The sequence below is a fragment of the Streptomyces sp. NPDC026515 genome (assembly GCF_055567595.1).
In genome coordinates this window covers 614,016-631,314 of sequence record NZ_JBVHQD010000001.1, presented here as the reverse complement: position 1 = coordinate 631,314, position 17,299 = coordinate 614,016, and the positions used below count along the sequence as shown (strand labels likewise).

The window sequence follows — 17,299 nt, the reverse complement described above, 5'->3', positions numbered from 1 at the left end:
GACTCGACCGTCAGACGCCGACCCGGTCAGGCCGCCATCTCACTTCGTATCCGGTCCAGGAAATCGGATGCCGCGGCCTGCTGCGCCGGCAGCCGTGTCCCCGCAGTGCGCATGATCCGCTGGAGTTGGTGAGGGAGACGCTGGGTCACCGCCTCCCGGGTCGCTGTGTCCAGCGACCCGGCGGCACCGCTGCGGTCATCGGCGAGCAGCTGGACGTGCGCCACCGTGATCAGCTCGATGACACGCCACTGCGGGGCCACAACGGTCGTAGGAACGGGACTCGTCTCCGCCAGCCGCATCGCGGCCTTCGTACGGCCGGTGGCGACGAGACCGCGCAGGCGAATCTCGTGCAACGAGAAGGGGTTGAAGAGGCTCGTGTGCTCGACACGGTCCACCAGCGTGTCCGTTTCGCGCATCACCCGGTCGAACAGCTCGCTGTTGCCCAGGGCACCGGAGGCCCGGGCGAGGAGAGGCAGGGCCGCGGCGCGAGCGGTTTCATCGGGTGCGATGGCGGCGGCGCGGCACAACCGCTGCACGGCAGCGCCTCGGAGATTGGCCTTGCGTAGTTCGTTGCCGTGCATACGCAGGACATACGAGGTCATGCGGGAGTCGTCGAAGTATTCGGCGATCTCCAGGCCCTTGGCCGTCCAGTGTGCGGCGGTGGCCAGGCGTTCCTCGGGCAGCACGTTGCCCAGGGCGACGCCGAGGCCGACGCGGGCTCTCGCGAGCAGGTGCAGGACGTCGCGCTCGGTGTGGCCGTCGTCGACGCGGGCTTCGAGGCGGGCAACGAGGGGCCACAGTTCAGAGACGGCTTCGGAGGCGTGCCCGGACTGGCGGGCAATCTCGGCGAGCCGGACCGTGGACTCCCCGAACTGGAGCATCGCCCGGTGGTCGGGGTCGGTGGGATCGGTGACGCCGAGGACGTGTGGTGGGAGGTTGAGGGCTTCACAGAGCCGGCGGCGGGAGCCGACGTCGTCGAGTGCTCGCTTCCCCAACTCCAAGGCAGAGATGTATGTCTTGTCGTAGCCGAGGAGGTCGCCGAGAGCGGTCTGGTTGAGGCCATGCACGCGCCGGTAGAAGCGCAGTACATCGGCCAGCTCGCCTGTTGCCAGGACCAGTTGGGCCTGCGGGGTCGCCCAGTGCCACTGGGCATGCCGGGCCGAGGGGCGGGGAAGACGGCCGCCGTCCGCGTCCGCTCGCTTCACGATCTCGCCGTCGGCCATCGTCGGCTACATCCGCCCGTAGTCGTCCAGTACCGGGGAGTCTGCACGCTTGAGGCCGTACCAGGTGGCGATGGCCTGCTTGTAGCCGTCCGGCATGTTCAGTTCCGGCACCTCGTCAGCGGTGAACATGCCCAGCTGTTTGTGCTCGTGGCTGACGACCGGCGGCCGGTCGGGGGTCAGTACGGTGCAGCCGTACGTCACGATCAGGACCCGCCGTCCGGGAATCGGCTGGTAGATCCACACCCCGCCGTCGATCAGCGGGCCGGCCTTCACCTCCCAGCCGGTCTCCTCCTGGATCTCACGCTCCACCGCCGCCTCCGGGCCAGCGTCAGGCACTTGAGTCCCGTCCGGACTGCCGATCTCCAAACGGCCGCCGGGCAGCTCCCACTCGTCCCGCTCGTTCTTCAACAGCAGCACGCGATGGTGCGCGTCGAGCGCGACGCCCTTCACGGAGACGGGCCAGAGCGGGGGCGTGTACGTCATGACGGTCCTCGTCCTGCGGGGTGCGAGCCGGGCCTTCGGAACGTAGCACGCACTCACCAACCCGGCGCCTTTAGCAGGTGATTTGTCCGAGTCGACAATCTGTCGCTTTACCCCGACCACCTCCTCTTCCCACCCTGATCACACCGATCCCGATCGAAGGAGTACGGCGATGCCCGACGCCTCCGCTGGGTCCGAAAAGCTCTTCTCGGACCACTACGTCAACCTCCGCACCCCGCACGCCCAAGACGTGATCGCCGCACAGCTTCGCGAGACCGGCCTCGTCACCCTCGACGGCCTCACCACCCGGCAGACGGTCCTGGCCTTCGCCTCCCGGCTGATGACGATCACCCCGCACCCCCACAGCGCCCCGGACGGCCTGACCCTGATCCACAACACGGGCAGCCACGCCCACCGAGCCGGTTTCGCCGGCCTGGGCAGCGGCGGCCTGGAGCCCCACACCGAACGATCCGGCACACCCGCACCTCCTCGCCTGATCCTCCTCGTATGCCTGCGCCCCTCTACGACGGGCGGCGAGACGCTGCTCACCGACGGACGCGAGGTGCACACGCGACTCATGACGACGTCACGCGAAGCCGCGGTCGCGCTCTCCCAGCCGCGGACCGCCTACTTCGGAGCCGGGGCCGGCCATGCCACCCAGGTCTTCACCGTCCAGCCGGACGGCCGGATCTCCATACGGCTGCGCCAGGACGGCCTGGCCCGCTGGAGCCCGATCGTCCAGCCGTACCTGCCCGCTCTCCGCACGGCCATCGCCGACACCCGACACCACCTGACACTCGGGGCGGGCCAGGGCTACCTCCTGGACAACCACCGCTGGCTGCACGCCCGCACCCGCTTCTCCGGAGACCGACAGCTCCTGCGCGCCCTTGGCGAACCCCGTACTCCCCTGCCGACCGGCTTCGCTCCCCACCCGACGGTCTCCGCACTGCGCGGCACCCGCCCCACCCGAGGTGATGACCATGACCGAGTCCCCGCAGTATGAGAGGGGGACCTTGATGGTCGACAAGCGCAACGACCAGGTCGGCACGGTCATGGGTCGCACCGGCCCCTACGTCCAACTCCGCCCGCCGCAGGGCGGCAGGGAATGGGACGTGCCTCCCCAGGAACTGCGCCCGCCCACCCAGGCGGAAGAACTCAGCGCCAAGGTCGCCGTGGCCAACGGGCGGTGGGGACGATGAGCGCACGAGCGGTCCTGCGGTACGAGACCTGGACACTCCAACCCGACCGAGAGCCCGACGCCGAACCGACCACCTACGCCATGCAGTGCGCCGTGGACGGCGACACGTCACCGGCCAGCGAAGACTTCATCGAGCCCCAGAACTGGGTGCTGGAGCACTGCGGGCAGCATCCCTCGCATCACACCTACCGCGAGATCATCACGCGGCCCTGGCGCACCTGGCGGCACCTGCGAGGCGACCAATGATCGCCTGGCTGAGCCGTTTCGCGGGACCACTGCTCGTCATCGCGATCTCCGCCTCCTGTGGATTCGTGATCGGTGTCGCAGTCGCATCGGCTCCCTGATCCCCGCTCCGGGCAGTTCAACCACCAGCACCCCGACCTCAAGGGGACATCCGTGACAGCCCACCTCGTCTCACCGAACACCGTCCTCGCCAACGCGCTCCTCCGCACCGAGGACGTCCTGACCCCACGTATCCTGGCCACTCCACCCGAGCGAATCGTGCTGGTCGTCGGCACCCAGATCAACGGTGCCCCACACATAGGCACCTCCCTCGTGCAATCCCTCGCCTTCGCCATGGCAGCCCGACTGCGCGACCGCTTCGGCATCACGACCGAAGTTCTCTTCAACGCCCTCGACAACGCCCCGTACGAACTGGCCACAGACCCGGCGAGCGGCCACCGCTACCAACGCACCTACACCCAGGCACTCGGCGACAAGGCCCTGACCGATCTCATCGGCTCCCTCTACCAACCCCTTTTCACGGCCCTGTCCCGACGCCTCGGCATCCCCCACCGCATCGAGACCTACGCCCAGCAGCAAGCCGGCGAGCACTTCCGCCGCACCTGGCTGCGGTTCCTGCCCCGCCTCGACGCGGCCCGCTGGTGGCTCGCCCCCTCCACCGGCACCCCACACCTCCGGATCCCCTGCCCGCACGCGGGCTGTGGCTGGGCCGAGAAGCACGCCGAACGCACCCGCATCCAGCTCACGGACCGCGAAGCAGCCGACATCACCGCCGTGTGCCTCCACCACGGCCCCTACCGAGCCACCATCACGCCCACCACAGGCGGCTACCTCGACCTGGCCACCCTCTACCGCAACCTCGTCAAGGAACTCACCCTCACCAACACACCCGCCGACGGAACCCTGCACGTCATGGTCAAGGGCGGTGACTGGGTCTTCGGCTCCCTCCTCGTCGACGAAGCCCTCCAGGCCGTCGGCCTCAACCGCGCTCAGCTCCCCGCCCGCCTGTTCTGCCCGCAGGTCGTCACCGACACCGGGGCAAAGCTGTCCAAGTCCCTCATCCGCGAGGGTCGCGCCCCCTTGCCCGAGGGCGCCACCGATTGGATGCTCGACACCCGGCAATGGCCCGGCTCCGTCACCAAATACGCCGACTTACTGGTGGCCATGACGGAGACACTGCTGTCCGACCCCAAGCACTTCTTCCGTTCGTACTCCGCGGCCGAGATCGGCCGCCTGATCACCGCACCAGCACCCAGGAGCCTCTCCTCCCCATGAACAGCACCACCCCGCGCCACCACGAACTCAACCTCTACCGCCAATACTTCGAACTGGTCGCTGCAGGCACCAAGACCATCGAAGTACGGGTCAAATACCCCCGCCTCGCCGACCTCGCCGCCGGCGACACCATCCGCTTCCGCATCAAAGGCACCGACGAGACCTGCGAGGTCAGGGTCGAGCGAGTCACCGAATACCCCGACTTCGAGTCCCTCCTCGACGGCGAAGGCCCCACCAACGTCAACCCCAACGCCGCCCGCGACGAGCAACTCTCCAACATCCGCGCCATCTACCCGCCCGAAAAGGAGGCGCTGGGTGCCCTGGCCATCCAAATCGGGCGCCTCGGCTGACGCCAAGAATGGCAGGTGCGCAGGTGCACGCACGGTCTGCAGCGTCGCGAAGCGTATTCCGGCACTGGATCACCCAGCGCCTGTCCCGCGAATCCTGCAGGAGGGGTAGGGCGCGGCCCACGCTTGGCGACACACGCCGCCGCGATCGCCTGTGCCGAGGAGCATGCATCGTGCTCGTCAATCGCCGGCCGAAGGAGCTGGCTTTTGATCAGCGGACACGTCCACTGGAAGCACCCGCTGCTCCAGAGCATCGCCGATGGCCAAGACCGCCTCACTCAGTCGACGAAACGCCTTCGCGCGCAGACCAAGCCGCCTGATACCCCGCTCAAGCGGCTCACGCATGTGTCGCTCGCAAACGACGAAATCTGCGTACCCTGCCGCGCAGGACAGGTAGATCATGTCCGTGAGGTCGTTTCGCCTCCATTGCGTGCCCCTGTTGAGGTGCCGGTTGTGAAACATCTCCCGGTAGAGCCCTGCCGCGGGCAGCACAGCGAAACCCTGCACAGGCTGCTTCTGCCCCCACTGCTGGACCTCCTCAGTAGTCAGGCCCGCCGCGTATGCTCCTTCAGCGATTTCATGTTGGAAATCGCTGAACAGAAAGGCGTCAATGGATCGACGCTTCTGCTGCGAATCCCAGCCCTGGGTGTCCAACCAGTCGCTGTACCGCTGATTCGATGCCGCCCAACCGGTCTCCGGCCCAGGCTCAACATGCTCGGCATCGAGCATGACGTCGATGTAGGTGCTTGCAGACGTCAGGGACATCCAGCGGAAGGCGTCGGCGGCTGAAAGGTCCGACGGTGGCGTGCTTGGCGTTACACCGCGCCTCGGCGAGTGGAGTGCGTTCGGAGCCAGCGTGAACACGGAAGACGCTCGGGTGCTGTCAGCCCTGCCCTTCCAGCCACGGAACATCTCAAGGATCTCGTCTGCACGCACCTGCAGGGGGTCCCGCATCTGCCAGCCCCTGCTCAGCTGGAGAATGGTCAGGCCGAGGCTGTATCGCTTGTCCGCCACGGACCACTTGGTCGTTTCGTAATGGTGACCCGCCGAGGCCGGCATGATGATCCGCCTGTTCCGAACCCATTCCGCCAACTGCTCAGCGGACGCGCGATCTTCTCCGCTCACCGTGTCACCGCCTTGCAGAGCCTCGCTGACGGGGCGCCACATGTTCTGGTCCAGATACACAACAAGTCGGTCGTTGAGAGGCTCGGTTCGGCCCCGAGCGGGCACCTCGAAAGCGACCTCGTCGCCTTCACGGGTCACGGCGAGCAGGCCACCCAGAGGTGAATAGTGCAGCCGGACCAGCAGGCTCGTAGGGGCGAACGGCGGGTCTGTCAGGGGCGCCCTAGCTTCCTTGCCGTCTGAGCGCGTGAGAACGACCGAGGAGGTCTCGCGGTCCAAGGTCATCATCACGATATGAGGATCACTCTGCTGATTCACGGAAACATCGTGCAGGCCGGACACCGACGGCCCAAGTGGATATCGGAGAGTCCCCGGCTCCATGCGCAAGCGCCCCAGCCGGTTCGGCCGCGAAGTGGCCGGGCAGTGCATGGCAGGGAGCACCTTCCACAAGTACCTGCTGACGCCATCGGCCTGTTGCGGGATACTGCGGAACGTTCCGAACTGGCGATCATGCGCTGAACTGGGGGAAGGCTGTGGCGGGCGGGAACGATCCTTACGCACGGGAACTCGCACGGCAGGCCAGAGAACGAGAGAAGGTTCAGAAGGCCGCCGAGGCGGAGGCCAGGAAGAAGGCCCGCGCGGAGAAATTGGCCTACGAGGCGGCCCGCGCCCAGGAGGCCGCAGACCGGACGAGCGTGACTGAGCATGACGCCGAACAGCTTTCCCACCTGCTGCGCACGTCCGTTGTGGGTGGGCGCCCGCTGACGTTCGAACGGTTGAAGCAGGAGTTCGTTCCGTCGCCGTTCCTGCCACCCAAGGGGCGTACCAAGGCTGCTCCTCTGCCCCGTTGGGAGGAGTACGAGCCAGAGCCTCCGCGGGGGCTGCCGGGTGCTCTGGGATTCGGACGGCGAGGGTACGACGCGGACGTCGAGGCAGCACGCGAGAGGTTCGACAGGGCTCTGCGTGACCACGCACGTGACGAGAAGAAGCGCGTGGCGAAGTTAGAGGAGGCACGGGCACAGCATGAGGAGGGAAACCGGAAAAAGGCTGCCCGAGTCGAAACGTGGAATGCAGCACTGGAGGAGCGTCGCAGCGCCTACCGGGACAGGGATGTCGAAGCCGTCGAATGGTTCGTCGACCAAATCCTGGCCGCCTCCGTCTATCCACACGGTTTCCCGAAGACCCACCAGGTCTCGTTCCAAGCAGACACCGGCGACTTGCTGATTGAGATCGACCTGCCCTTGGAAGACGTGGTCCCCGCAGCCCGTGCATACCGATACGTGAAGACCCGCGACGAGATCACTCCCGTACCGAGGCCGGACAGAGAACGCAAGGAACTGTACGCGTCGGTCCTGGCTCAGACGGCCTTGCGTACCGTCCACGAACTCTTCGCGTCCGACACGGAAAAAGTGGTCCAGTCCATCGCCCTGAACGGACGCGTTGCCACTATCGACCGCGCCACGGGGCGGAACGTCCACCCGTGCTTGATCACTCTCCAGGCCGATCGGGCTGAATTCAGTGAGTTGGTCCTGACACAGGTGGACCCGCGGGCCTGCCTGAAACGACTGCGGTCGCTGATCTCACCCAACCCGTACGAACTGGAGCCAGTGCGCCCGCTGGTCACGTTCGACCTGTCCAAGTTCCGGATCATGGACAGCCTTGATGTCGTGGCCGGTCTGGACAGCCGACCTGTCCTGATGGACCTGACACCCACGGAATTCGAGCACCTCATCCGGCAGTTGTTCGAAGCCATCGGCCTGGACAGCGTGAACACCCAGCCATCGAAGGACGAAGGTGTGGACGCAGTCGCGATGAACACGGATCCGGTCATGAAGGGACTGTGCATCATCCAGGCCAAACGCACCAGGAACGTGGTCCCGTTCGAGACCGTCTCCGCTCTCGCAGGCGTCGTGGAACACAAGCGTGCGGCCAAGGGCATCCTGGTGACGACCTCCTGGTTCGGCCGGGCGAGCGAGGCGTTCGCCAACGAGCACGGGAGGCTCGAACTCCTCGACGGCGCCAATCTGGTCCACCTGTTCAAGGAGCACATGAACCTTGACGTCATCCCCGGACCGGTACCGCCTAAGCGGCGCCCGCGTTAGAAGTCGCGGGGCCGATGGAGACATCAGCGTGGGCCGGGCAGGGACAAACGTCCCGTGACAGTCGCTACGTGGCCCCGAACAATCGATGACCCACATCGCAGCACGCATGGTCATACCCGCCCCTTCCGTCCTTGAGCGATGTCAGACTTGGCGGTGGGGAGAGGGGTATGGAGTTCGGACGGGCGAGCGGACCAAGAAACGTGCTAGACCAGCCTGACGGGCCCTCAGGAGTAGCGGCGAACGAGCATCCCGAATCATCGGGTACTCACGCAGCCACAGGTCAGCACAACCGGCGACGCCGAACGTGCCGCCGGCGGCATCCCGCAGTGGAGCCGCCGTACCTCGGAGGAGTTCGGCCGCAACGCCACACCCCTGCTGTCGCCCAAGAGACCGCGGCAGAGGACGAGGCTCTGGCTGAGGAAGGCGCGGAACGCGCGGAGTTCAAGACCGGCGCGGTCGAGGAAGCCTCCAGCGCCGTGCAGTCCATCGCCGATCACGTCGGAGGCGGAGTGCAGGCCGGAGATCCCGTCAGTGCCATGGCAGTAACCGCTACTGTCGCCTACGACGCGTTCAGGAGAGACCTGGCGCGTAGGGCACGCAGGGCGGCAGGGGGTGGCTCATGAGCCAGATCAGGACGAAGGCCAGAGAAATCGTCGAGCAGTATGGCAGGGACGGCGTCCTGTCCGCCGAAAGCCTCAACGCGGCGGAGTTCGGCGTCTGGGACCGGCTGACTCCAGGCACACTTCTTTTCACGGCCTTCTGCCTGGCTACCGTCGACGACCCGGGATTGGCTGAGCGCATCGCAGAGTCGGGCGACATCGCGCTGCGCCATATCGCCTCCGGAGAGCTCCGGCTCGTAGAGATGAGTGCCGAGGACATGGCGAGGATCTGGGACAAGGCGCTGACACAGCTGGTGGAGTACGCTTGTGACCCCGACACCTCATCGATCACCTTGGACTTCCTGCTGACCGAGTCCGAAAATTTCTGGGCAGAGCTGATCGAGTCGGGAGATCTAACCCTTCCTGGTGTCAGGAACGGTGAATCCGGACCGTGGGACGCAGCCGAATCACCGACGTCGCCCGAGGTGGAACGCCTCGACTGCGGAGTGCTGAAGGTGCCGCGTCTGGAGGGCGCGCGGATCCACCCCTTGAACGCCGGCGAGCGTACCGTCGGGGTGATCGTCTCTCTCGGAGACCATGCTTTTACTCTCCAGGCGTTCAGGGCTCCATCGGGCCCAGTTTGGGAGAATGTACGCCCGAAGGTCATCCAAGAGGTCCTGAACCAGGGTGGCACCGCGGAGGAAGCCGAGAGCAGCCTCGGCACCGAGATCCGAGCCCAGGCGCCTGTCGTGAAGGACGGGCAGCAGATGCTTCAGCCGACGCGAATCGTCGGGTGCGACGGGCCGGGATGGCTGCTGCGCGGGGTCTACGGAGGGCCGACAGCGCTGGCGGATGTGATAGATCCGAGGGCCTATCACCTCTTCACCGAGACCGTCGTTGACCTGCCCCCCGCCCCTACGGATGGCGCCGTGGAAGTCACCGTGGTGGAGGTAACCATGCCGTAGGTGAATGCATGGCAATGCCAGAAGCGAATTCAGCAAGTCCGGACGTGTGCCCAACGGGTGAAAGTGAAGATGAACAGACTAGTAGGAGTGGCCCGGGTCGGGTTGGTCGTCGGCTCCGTGCTGTTGGCTGCGGGTTGCGGAGGACATGGCTCCGACAGACCTGAGAAGCCAACTGCGAAGGCGAGTAACACGACCGCTGCGTCAGCGGGCGGAAAGCCGATCGCGATGACGCGTGCACAGTTGGAAAGTGCTGTGATTGCCGATGGTGATGCGGCGGGTTGGAAGGTGACCGTTCCGAAGTCGGCCGCGGGGCCCGTCGGCGGGACGCGGATGGTGGCAGACGAGTCCGGATGTCAGCCCGTCGCCGACGCACTGAGCGAGACCGGCGCCGTCAAGCCGGTGGCCTCCGTGGAGCGGAGCGCGGTGGCGGAGGATCGTTCCGGAGTCATGGTGCGGGTGCGACTGGCCTCGTACGCCGGCGACGGTGCCAGCAAGATCATGGCCGATCTGGCCGGCGCGGCTCAGCAGTGCAAGAGTTTCGACGGGTCTGGCAGTGGCGGCAAGCAGCATGTCGGGGTGGCTCAGTACGGCGCCTATCTGAGCGCCCAGACCTCTCTCGGTTTTCGGTTGACGGCTAAGGTCGGCAAGCAAACCCTTCCCATCTACCTGGACATCGGCTCCGTGGGCGGCACCGTCGAGTACCTCGCCACCTTCAACGTCCTGGGAGACGACCCCGGCACCGGGTCGACGACGGCGGAGCGGCAGCAGTCCGTCAAACTGGGGGCCGCGGCCACCTGAACTCGGCGCCAGACCACCTTGCCGCGCCACAGGTAGGTAGGTCGGCGCGTCGAGGGGAGCCGGCCGGCACTTGGGCGGTGGCGCAGCTCCGGTGCCGCCAATGAGGCGAGCCGACGCCCTGATCCCCTCTCGGCGGCGCTGTTGCCATAGCAGATCAGGACGGCCGAGCGGCCGAGTTGGAGGCGGGCTACGGCCTGGGTACCGTCCTCAGTTCCTCAAGGGCGGTCGGAGTCATGGCCGGTCCGCCGCCTTCCAGCAGGAACTGCCGTTGATGGGAGCGGTTGTGGCGGACGGTGGCGGCCAGTAGTTCCTTTCCGGTGCTGTGGCCCGACCCGTGGTGGACCCAGTGGCTGACCGACTGGGTCGTGGTCGGGTCGAAGTCCAGCAGTTCGGCGAGTGCATGGGCCTCTTCTTGCGCCAGGCTCGGCGGGCATCGCGCAGAGGGCAGGCGACCACCCCTGCAGTCAAGCTGGGCGTACTCACGTGCGTTTCACCCTGGACTACTCCTAGAGCAGGTACAAGGTCGGCGGCGACGGATCGCTCAGCGAGTCACTCATCCGTGCCGGCGCCGCGACGAGACGCGTACCGGCTCAGAATGTTCATGTCGTACGAGGACATCCGCGACCACGCCATGTGCAGCGACCGCTCCACGCGCTCTTGAGTCGGACCCGCCACTCGTTCGGCGACTCTCCGCCACGTGCCACAGGGGAGGTCGGCGCGGCGGAAACCGGGGAACGGCCACACACAGCGGCTTCGTTGTGCCTGATGGAAGGCGGGTAGCGGCGTTCGATTCTCCCCAGTGTCGACAGGCGCTTGAAAGGCCAGGTCAGAGGCGTGGCTTCGGGAGGGCGAGGAGATCATCTGCATCACTTCTCCCCAGGGGCTCCCCACAGCCGATCCTGAGCCGATCTGCGGCAGATGCTTGAGCAAAGTGCGAACAGGGACTTGAGCGTAGCGCGAGGGGCTAGAGCCAGTCCCGTCGCTTGAAAATCACGTACAGACTGGCGCATACGACCCCCATCAGGCCGATCGCGAAGGGGTATCCGAACCCCCAGTGCAGCTCGGGCATGTGGGAGAAGTTCATGCCGTAAATGGTTCCGACGAGTGTCGGAGCGAACAGAATCGCGGCCCAGCTCGAGATCTTCTTGAAGTTGTCTACCTGGTGGCGCTGACCTGCGGAGATGTGATCGTCGCTGCCCCTGAACTGCGTCGATGGGTCTTCCACGGCCTTTCGGGTTCATGCTGTGTTGTTCAGCCGATTCTCCCCGCGTGCTCCCCAGGGTCGTTGGTACTCCCCGGGTTCTCCCCAGCGGGGCGGCTCATGGCAGGGTCGAGAGACCGCGTTGTGCTGCTTGCCACGCAGGACTCTCTGTTCACAGTGCGTTATCGAAAGTCCCCCCTTCGCTGTCAGCGTGCTGGTCGGCTGGAGGCTTCGCCGCAGCCGAATCTGGCCCGTATCTCAAAGGAACTCGACATGTGCGGCGCGCTGGTGGTCCGTGTGACGTCGAATCGGGCTCCGGTTGTCAGTGGTGCCCCATATCATCCGCTCACCCGTATGGAGCCGGTTCGGACTGGAGCGGTAGGACATGGCACGACAGCGACCGTGGATCATCGAAGACAAAGCAATTGCCACACCCGATCAAGATCGTTTTGATCATCGGTCCGTGAGTCGCGAACTTCTCGATATTGTCCGCGGCTCCACTCATCCGCTCGCCGTCGGCCTGCTTGGGCCGTTCGGCAGTGGCAAGTCCTCTGTCGTGCGCCTCCTCGCAGATGAACTGCGTGGAGACGACACGTGGGCGATCCTGCACCTGAGCGCCGAGCGGCACAGCGGTTCAGCACGCGCAAGGGGGCTGCTGTACGGGCTGCTTGACGAAGCCCGACGGCAGAGTCTCATCACCGCCGGCCAATGGGTGTCCGAGCGTGCCTGTTTGGACGGTGGGCGGCAACGCACAGCGCCGCGTCCGAACGCGAGGTCCGCGAAGCCGGGGAGCACGCGCTGGTACAGCCGTCTTGCAGCCGGCGGCATAGCGCTCGCATGGATTTTTGTGTCGCTGATGGCGATCTGGCTGCTCGGCATGCTGGTCGTGGTGATCGGCCATCTGTGCGGCCTCGGGGCCGACGTGTCGGCTTGGACCTGGTTCGCGGCTCCGGGCGCCGGGCCTCTGACAACAGCTCTGTCGGGCAGTGCCGTAGTGGCGTATGTCCTCGGCACGGCTAAGGACGGCGCACTATCTGCGCTGAGGAAGAACGAGATCACCCTCACAACACCGCGCCCGGAATCCACGGACGACCTAGAACAGGTGTTTTCTGGGCTGATCGAAGCCATCGACCGTCGGCTGGTCATCGCCGTCGACGACATTGACCGCCTGGCCGCAGGTGAAGTGCTGGAGGCCATCACCACTATCCGCAGCCTCCTGCTCACCGGCACCCATCACAAGCACCCGCCTGTGTTCCTGCTCTCGTGCGACGAGGACATCGTGCGAGAGGCGATTGTCGGTGTACGTCCGGGGCTGGCCCGTCGGCCTGTTCAGCAAGCTCACCTCGGCCAGAATCTGCCGACCGGGGTCGCCGCGCGCAAGGCGACAGAAGAGGCAGCGCAGGAATACTTGAACAAGCTGTTCACTGTCCGGCTCGTTCTCCCCGCCCACCATGACGCCGATCTCCGGCAGTACATCGAACATCTCCTTACTGAGCCCGAGCCGCATCCGCTGGTGGGCCGCCTGGGAGGCATCTCGGCGGTGCGTGACCTACTCGAAACGCTGATCCACCCAGACGTCCGTGATCCCCGGCACGCGATTCGCCTGCTCAATGCGTTCCTGGCCGACTACGGGCTCGCCATCCGGCGCGAGCAGGCCAACGGCACGTCGGCGTGGATCGCTCGCGGCGAAGTCACTGGCCACCCCATCACCTTGGCCCGGCTGACAGTACTTCGTCACGACTACCGGGCTCTGTACGACGACATCCGCGCCGAGAACGATTTGCTCGCGCTGCTTGACGACGCCCTTCTTGGCGCACCCAGCGCACTGCGCGATCCGTTTGTCGATCGCTATATGGCCCTAGCCGAAGATGAAAACTCGGACGACGGATCTGACGCCGATGTGGGTGCATTGCCCCGCCTCGATACGGATGCCCATCCCGGATTGAACTATCTCCGCGCCACGGCCTTCCGCGCACGGACCGGACGCCCCGCGCACTTGATGCCCCTCCTTACTTTGGGATCCACTCCGGCCAGCCGAGCCCTGGGCAGTGACCAAGCGGCAGCCGTCCAACAAGAACTCCTCCAACGCGATGCCGACGCCTTCCAGGACCGGCTCAAGGCCACCGACATGCGTGCACGAGTACTGCTTGCTGCGCATCACGCCCTTGAATCAGCGCGCCGAGGCCAGGACCTCGACAACACGATGGCAGCGACCGTGCAAGCACTCGCCCGCACGCCTGATCTCGCGGAGCACCTCGGCTCCGGCGACGACCCTGCTGGCCGCGCTCTGCTCAAGCTGACCGACCGAATCGCCAGCCGGCGCTCCGAGAGCCAGGGTGCGGCTACGGCCCACCACCTCGTCGCGATCCTCAACCTGATGCCCTCGGCTCACCTGCCGACCCTCTACGCCAGTCTCAGCGCTGCTCCACCTGCAGGGCCCCGAGGGACGCCTGCTGCCGAGCAGCCGGCCTTCCTCTGGGCACAAGCGCTGATCCCCCTCCCCGCCAACGAGCATGGTCAGCATCTGCGACCTTCCCTGGAAAACTACTTCCGCACCCTTGCCCGCACCGGCGGGCCCCAGGAGCTGAAGGCGTGGCTCGTGGAGCACGGTGAATCATCCGATGAACAGCGTGCTTTGTGGCCACCGGACGCCTATCACGCTCTGCTGGCGATGGCCGCCCGCGCAACGGACAGCGCGTCAACAGCAGAGGTGCGCCGTGCAGTCGACGCGGCAGCCGAGCACCACCGCTGGCGTCGGCCAGTGATGCGCGGTGTCCTGGCATGGCTGTCCGCCGACGACGATGCAGTGCGCACGCATGCGGTGGACCTTCTGCTCAGGCGTACGGTTCCCGACGACGAATGGGGCCGTGCTACTGCATCGGACGCGGCGATCGGCGCCACTCTTGCCACGGAACTCCTCGCTCGTGCGGCTGCTTTCGTCACGGACGACGAAGACGCCAAGAGCTCCGAAAGGACCATGGAACTTCTTCATCTGTGGCTACGAGTCCTCGGCGACCGCACAGTTCCCGACGGCCGTCAGGTATGCGCCGTCGTTGCCGAGGCACTCGGTCAAACCGCGCACACATGTCACGAGCTCGCCGCGGCGGCAGCAGGCATTCTTCCTGACATGCAGCAGCAGGATGCGGCAACCTGCGCTGTGGCCATAGCCGGCAACCTTGACGAAGCGGTGAATGCCGATATCGCCGTGGCCGACGCCCTCGCAGAAGCTGTCCTGGCATTCATGCGGGTCACGACCAACAACCCCGCAGCCCAAGACGCCGCTCGCACCTGCCGGGCTGCCCTGACGGCCAACCTCACTGCTGAGGATGCCCGCAGTGCATTCGCGCGTCGGCACCTTACTGCGGTCATGACCACCGATGCGGGCAGGGAAGCGGGAATTGCACTAATCGACGAATTCATCCCTCGTCTCGCCCAGCACCACGTGGCCCTCGGCGCGGAGCACTTCGTCAGCCTCCACGTTCTGCTCGGTGTCCCCGCCACGAGAACGGCCCGGCTCGACCAAGTACTGCAGCACCTCTACAGCCGGATGGGCACGCAGCCGCAACAGAACGCAGGCTTCGCGGCCCACTACGTGGCTGACCAAACCGTCAACGCGCAATGGCTCACGTGGATCGCCCAGCATTGGGCAGCGATCCCTCACCACGAGCGTTCCCTCGTCCTGGCTGGAGCACACCGTCCTGAAATCGCTCACGCCAGCGGACTCCCCGACCTGCTCGCCCAGCATCTTCTGGAAACAGATGATGCCTCGCCCTGGCAGCACGCAGCAGCACTCTGTGACGCGATCACCCCGGAACGTCAAGCCGCTGTGCTCGCGGCCGCGAATGGCCGCTGTCCCGACCTCGCCGACAGAGCAGCCCGAACCTCAACAGACATTCTCATCACAGCGCTGACTGAGGCAGGCAGCAGCCAGTTGCCGGAGCTGCTCACGCTTATCTCGACGAGTCCGCAGGCGTCCCAGGCCATCTCCGACTACCTCGACGATGCCATCGCGGCCCGCGAATGGGACGAAGCGGACGCTGTCTGCATTGCCGCAGCATGCCCCGATCCCGGTCCCTTGTGGAAGATCGTCCTTACCGCCCTGTCCAAGGGCCAAGGAACGATCGAACGTGTTGGGCCGCTCATCGCGGCATTGCTCACCAACGCACCAGACAGCGCTCCCCGCAACCTCGTGGACGAGATCGCTCCCGTGCTTCGCGAAGCGACAGTCATTAGTGCCACCGCACTCGGCTACGCGGTACGCCCCGCACCCGACATCGCCAAGGCACTGCGGCGCACACTTCACGGCCACAGTAGAACTTCCGCTGAGAAGGAACGGACAGCAGCCTTCAAACAAGCTGCTGGAATCCGTTGACGAGGCAAAGGCCTGATCACGACCGCTCCCTTCCTCAGCTCTCCGGGTGAGGAGTTGGTCTTGCTACCTTTACCAGCAGCGCCTGCGTCGGGGCCGGGCCCTTGATTCCCTAGAAACCGGTCCGACTTCCGACATCGATCGCCGCCGAGGCGCCGGTGGCGTAGTCCGCGTTGGGCGAGGGAGTGTCTGATCGTTTGTGGGTGGCCTGGTGTGGTTGTTCGTGATTAGCGGTCGGTGACGCGGTCGCCGTAGTAGCTGGCGAGGCTGTTGATGGCCTGTTTCCAGGCGGGTGTCCGTCCGGTGACGTTGGGGCGGTTCTTGATCGGGTTGCGGATGACCAGGTAGAGCACCTTCAAGGCCGCGTCGTCGTCGGGGAAGTGCCCGCGTCGTCGGGTGGCCTGGCGGAAGCGGGAGTTGAGGGATTCGATCATGTTCGTGGTGTAGACGACACGTCGGATCGGGGCCGGGAAGCGCATGAACACGATCACGTGCTCCCCGGCAGCATCACCGCAGGTTCCGCTCGCGCAGGCGTGGGGCGGCGGCCTGGTCGCCCCGGTGGACGGGACGCGGTTTGTCGTGAGGGTAGTGGCCGGCACCCCGCGCGACTCGCTGTACGTGCTGGACGTCCTCTACGGCCGCGACGGCGGCAAGCGCCCCGAGATGATCGTCGTCGTGGGAACGCTGGGCCGGCTGATGGACCACCGCCGCCTGGCCGACGACTACGAGGCCAAACCACAACGCTCCGAAGCCATGGTCCACCTCGCAATGATCAAACTCATGGCACGCAGAACCTCAATGAATCTGGGGATTCAGGGACCGGACAGCGGAACGAAACGCCCCCTTAGCTTATGAAGGAGCCTGGGGCGCAGGCGCTCGCGGCCACCCAGGTGTGCGACTCAATCGCGTTGTCCATCGTCACGCTGTTGGTGAACCAGTTGCGGCTGAGGTCGTCCACGTACAACTCGCCCGGCTTGAGGCAGCCATAGGCGGTGTCGTCGTACTCCTTGTAGTAGTAGAAGGCGACGACGTCCTTGCCGCCGACGTGACCGTTGTTCATGACGGACGAAGCCCGGTTCGCGTCGGCACCCTTGAACTCGCCGTACGAGTCGCCCCAGTTGGGGTCGCTGCCAGCGTCGTCACCGAGGTACAACCCGCCGCAGTCATAGCCGTCCCAGGCGCGGACGCGGCCGTCGCGGCCGAGGTAGTTCCACTGGGCGTCGCAGCCGGAGCCTGCGTGAGCGGTGGCCGGGACGGCGAGGCCGAGGGCCGCGAGGCCCAGGGTGGCGAGGGAGACGGTCAGTTTGCGCATGACGAATTCCTGTTCTGCTCATGCCCGGCGAGCGGGCTGGGGCGGGTGGGGCGACGATCCGCGAG

General features: G+C 66.0%; 15 protein-coding genes and 1 pseudogene. 10 read left to right on the top strand and 6 right to left on the bottom strand.

Translation table 11 applies throughout. The features are described 5' to 3' along the window. Positions 1 to 26: 26 nt before the first annotated feature. Positions 27 to 1,223: a helix-turn-helix domain-containing protein gene (locus ACZ4O3_RS02715; protein WP_467720910.1), complete on the bottom strand. Its 1,197-nt coding sequence runs from the start codon at positions 1,221 to 1,223 to the stop codon at positions 27 to 29. A 6-nt stretch (positions 1,224 to 1,229) separates the two neighbouring features. Next, entirely contained in the window at positions 1,230 to 1,706 is a 477-nt protein-coding gene (locus ACZ4O3_RS02710; protein WP_467720909.1) for an NUDIX hydrolase, read from the bottom strand. A gap of 169 nt (positions 1,707 to 1,875) precedes the next feature. Between ACZ4O3_RS02710 and ACZ4O3_RS02705 the strand changes: the two genes are divergently transcribed. The 5 genes from ACZ4O3_RS02705 (at position 1,876) to ACZ4O3_RS02685 (ending at position 4,769) form a co-directional block, all read left to right on the top strand. After that, positions 1,876 to 2,706: a TauD/TfdA family dioxygenase gene (locus ACZ4O3_RS02705; RefSeq protein ID WP_467720908.1), complete on the top strand. Its 831-nt coding sequence runs from the start codon at positions 1,876 to 1,878 to the stop codon at positions 2,704 to 2,706. Then, positions 2,678 to 2,902, top strand: coding sequence for a hypothetical protein (locus ACZ4O3_RS02700; RefSeq protein WP_355618151.1), 225 nt, complete (start codon positions 2,678 to 2,680; stop codon positions 2,900 to 2,902). Before ACZ4O3_RS02705 ends, ACZ4O3_RS02700 begins: the two co-directional genes overlap by 29 nt. Further along, positions 2,890 to 3,147, top strand: a complete 258-nt coding sequence (locus ACZ4O3_RS02695; protein WP_467720907.1) for a DUF7848 domain-containing protein — start codon at positions 2,890 to 2,892, stop codon at positions 3,145 to 3,147. The genes ACZ4O3_RS02700 and ACZ4O3_RS02695 overlap by 13 nt, the downstream gene beginning before the upstream one ends. A 150-nt stretch (positions 3,148 to 3,297) precedes the next feature. After that, positions 3,298 to 4,419 carry a hypothetical protein gene (locus ACZ4O3_RS02690; RefSeq protein ID WP_467720906.1) on the top strand — a complete coding sequence of 374 codons (1,122 nt, stop codon included), beginning with the start codon at positions 3,298 to 3,300 and terminating at the stop codon, positions 4,417 to 4,419. Next, complete coding sequence (locus ACZ4O3_RS02685) at positions 4,416 to 4,769, top strand: ASCH domain-containing protein (protein ID WP_467720905.1); 354 nt, start codon at positions 4,416 to 4,418, stop codon at positions 4,767 to 4,769. Before ACZ4O3_RS02690 ends, ACZ4O3_RS02685 begins: the two co-directional genes overlap by 4 nt. A gap of 177 nt (positions 4,770 to 4,946) precedes the next feature. Here the strand turns inward: ACZ4O3_RS02685 and ACZ4O3_RS02680 are convergent, their stop codons facing one another. Beyond that, complete coding sequence (locus tag ACZ4O3_RS02680; RefSeq protein ID WP_467720904.1) at positions 4,947 to 6,206, bottom strand: hypothetical protein; 1,260 nt, start codon at positions 6,204 to 6,206, stop codon at positions 4,947 to 4,949. Between the two features lie 215 nt (positions 6,207 to 6,421). Between ACZ4O3_RS02680 and ACZ4O3_RS02675 the strand changes: the two genes are divergently transcribed. From ACZ4O3_RS02675 to ACZ4O3_RS02665, 3 genes are all read left to right on the top strand, one after another. After that, the gene (locus tag ACZ4O3_RS02675; protein ID WP_467720903.1) at positions 6,422 to 7,990 is read left to right on the top strand and encodes a restriction endonuclease; all 1,569 of its coding nucleotides are present in this window, start codon (positions 6,422 to 6,424) and stop codon (positions 7,988 to 7,990) included. Between the two features lie 619 nt (positions 7,991 to 8,609). Next, on the top strand, positions 8,610 to 9,554 hold the full coding sequence (locus tag ACZ4O3_RS02670; RefSeq protein ID WP_467720902.1) for a DUF3710 domain-containing protein: 945 nt from the start codon (positions 8,610 to 8,612) through the stop codon (positions 9,552 to 9,554). A 225-nt stretch (positions 9,555 to 9,779) separates the two neighbouring features. Next, entirely contained in the window at positions 9,780 to 10,352 is a 573-nt protein-coding gene (locus ACZ4O3_RS02665; protein WP_467720901.1) for a hypothetical protein, read from the top strand. 964 nt (positions 10,353 to 11,316) lie between these two features. Here the strand turns inward: ACZ4O3_RS02665 and ACZ4O3_RS02660 are convergent. Beyond that, the gene (locus ACZ4O3_RS02660) at positions 11,317 to 11,577 is read right to left on the bottom strand and encodes a CorA family divalent cation transporter (protein ID WP_467720900.1); all 261 of its coding nucleotides are present in this window, start codon (positions 11,575 to 11,577) and stop codon (positions 11,317 to 11,319) included. 361 nt (positions 11,578 to 11,938) lie between these two features. Between ACZ4O3_RS02660 and ACZ4O3_RS02655 the strand changes: the two genes are divergently transcribed. Next, complete coding sequence (locus ACZ4O3_RS02655) at positions 11,939 to 15,925, top strand: P-loop NTPase fold protein (protein ID WP_467720899.1); 3,987 nt, start codon at positions 11,939 to 11,941, stop codon at positions 15,923 to 15,925. A 224-nt stretch (positions 15,926 to 16,149) separates the two neighbouring features. Here ACZ4O3_RS02655 and ACZ4O3_RS02650 read toward each other — a convergent pair. After that, a pseudogene (locus ACZ4O3_RS02650) lies at positions 16,150 to 16,419 on the bottom strand (transposase); the annotation flags it as partial. Here ACZ4O3_RS02650 and ACZ4O3_RS02645 point away from each other — a divergent pair. Next, positions 16,400 to 16,777, top strand: coding sequence for a hypothetical protein (locus tag ACZ4O3_RS02645; RefSeq protein ID WP_467721015.1), 378 nt, complete (start codon positions 16,400 to 16,402; stop codon positions 16,775 to 16,777). The pseudogene ACZ4O3_RS02650 and the gene ACZ4O3_RS02645 sit on opposite strands and share 20 nt — an antisense overlap. On the opposite strand, the gene ACZ4O3_RS02640 is transcribed toward ACZ4O3_RS02645, so the two are convergent. Beyond that, complete coding sequence (locus ACZ4O3_RS02640; protein WP_467720898.1) at positions 16,767 to 17,234, bottom strand: hypothetical protein; 468 nt, start codon at positions 17,232 to 17,234, stop codon at positions 16,767 to 16,769. The genes ACZ4O3_RS02645 and ACZ4O3_RS02640 overlap by 11 nt on opposite strands. Positions 17,235 to 17,299 lie beyond the last annotated feature (65 nt).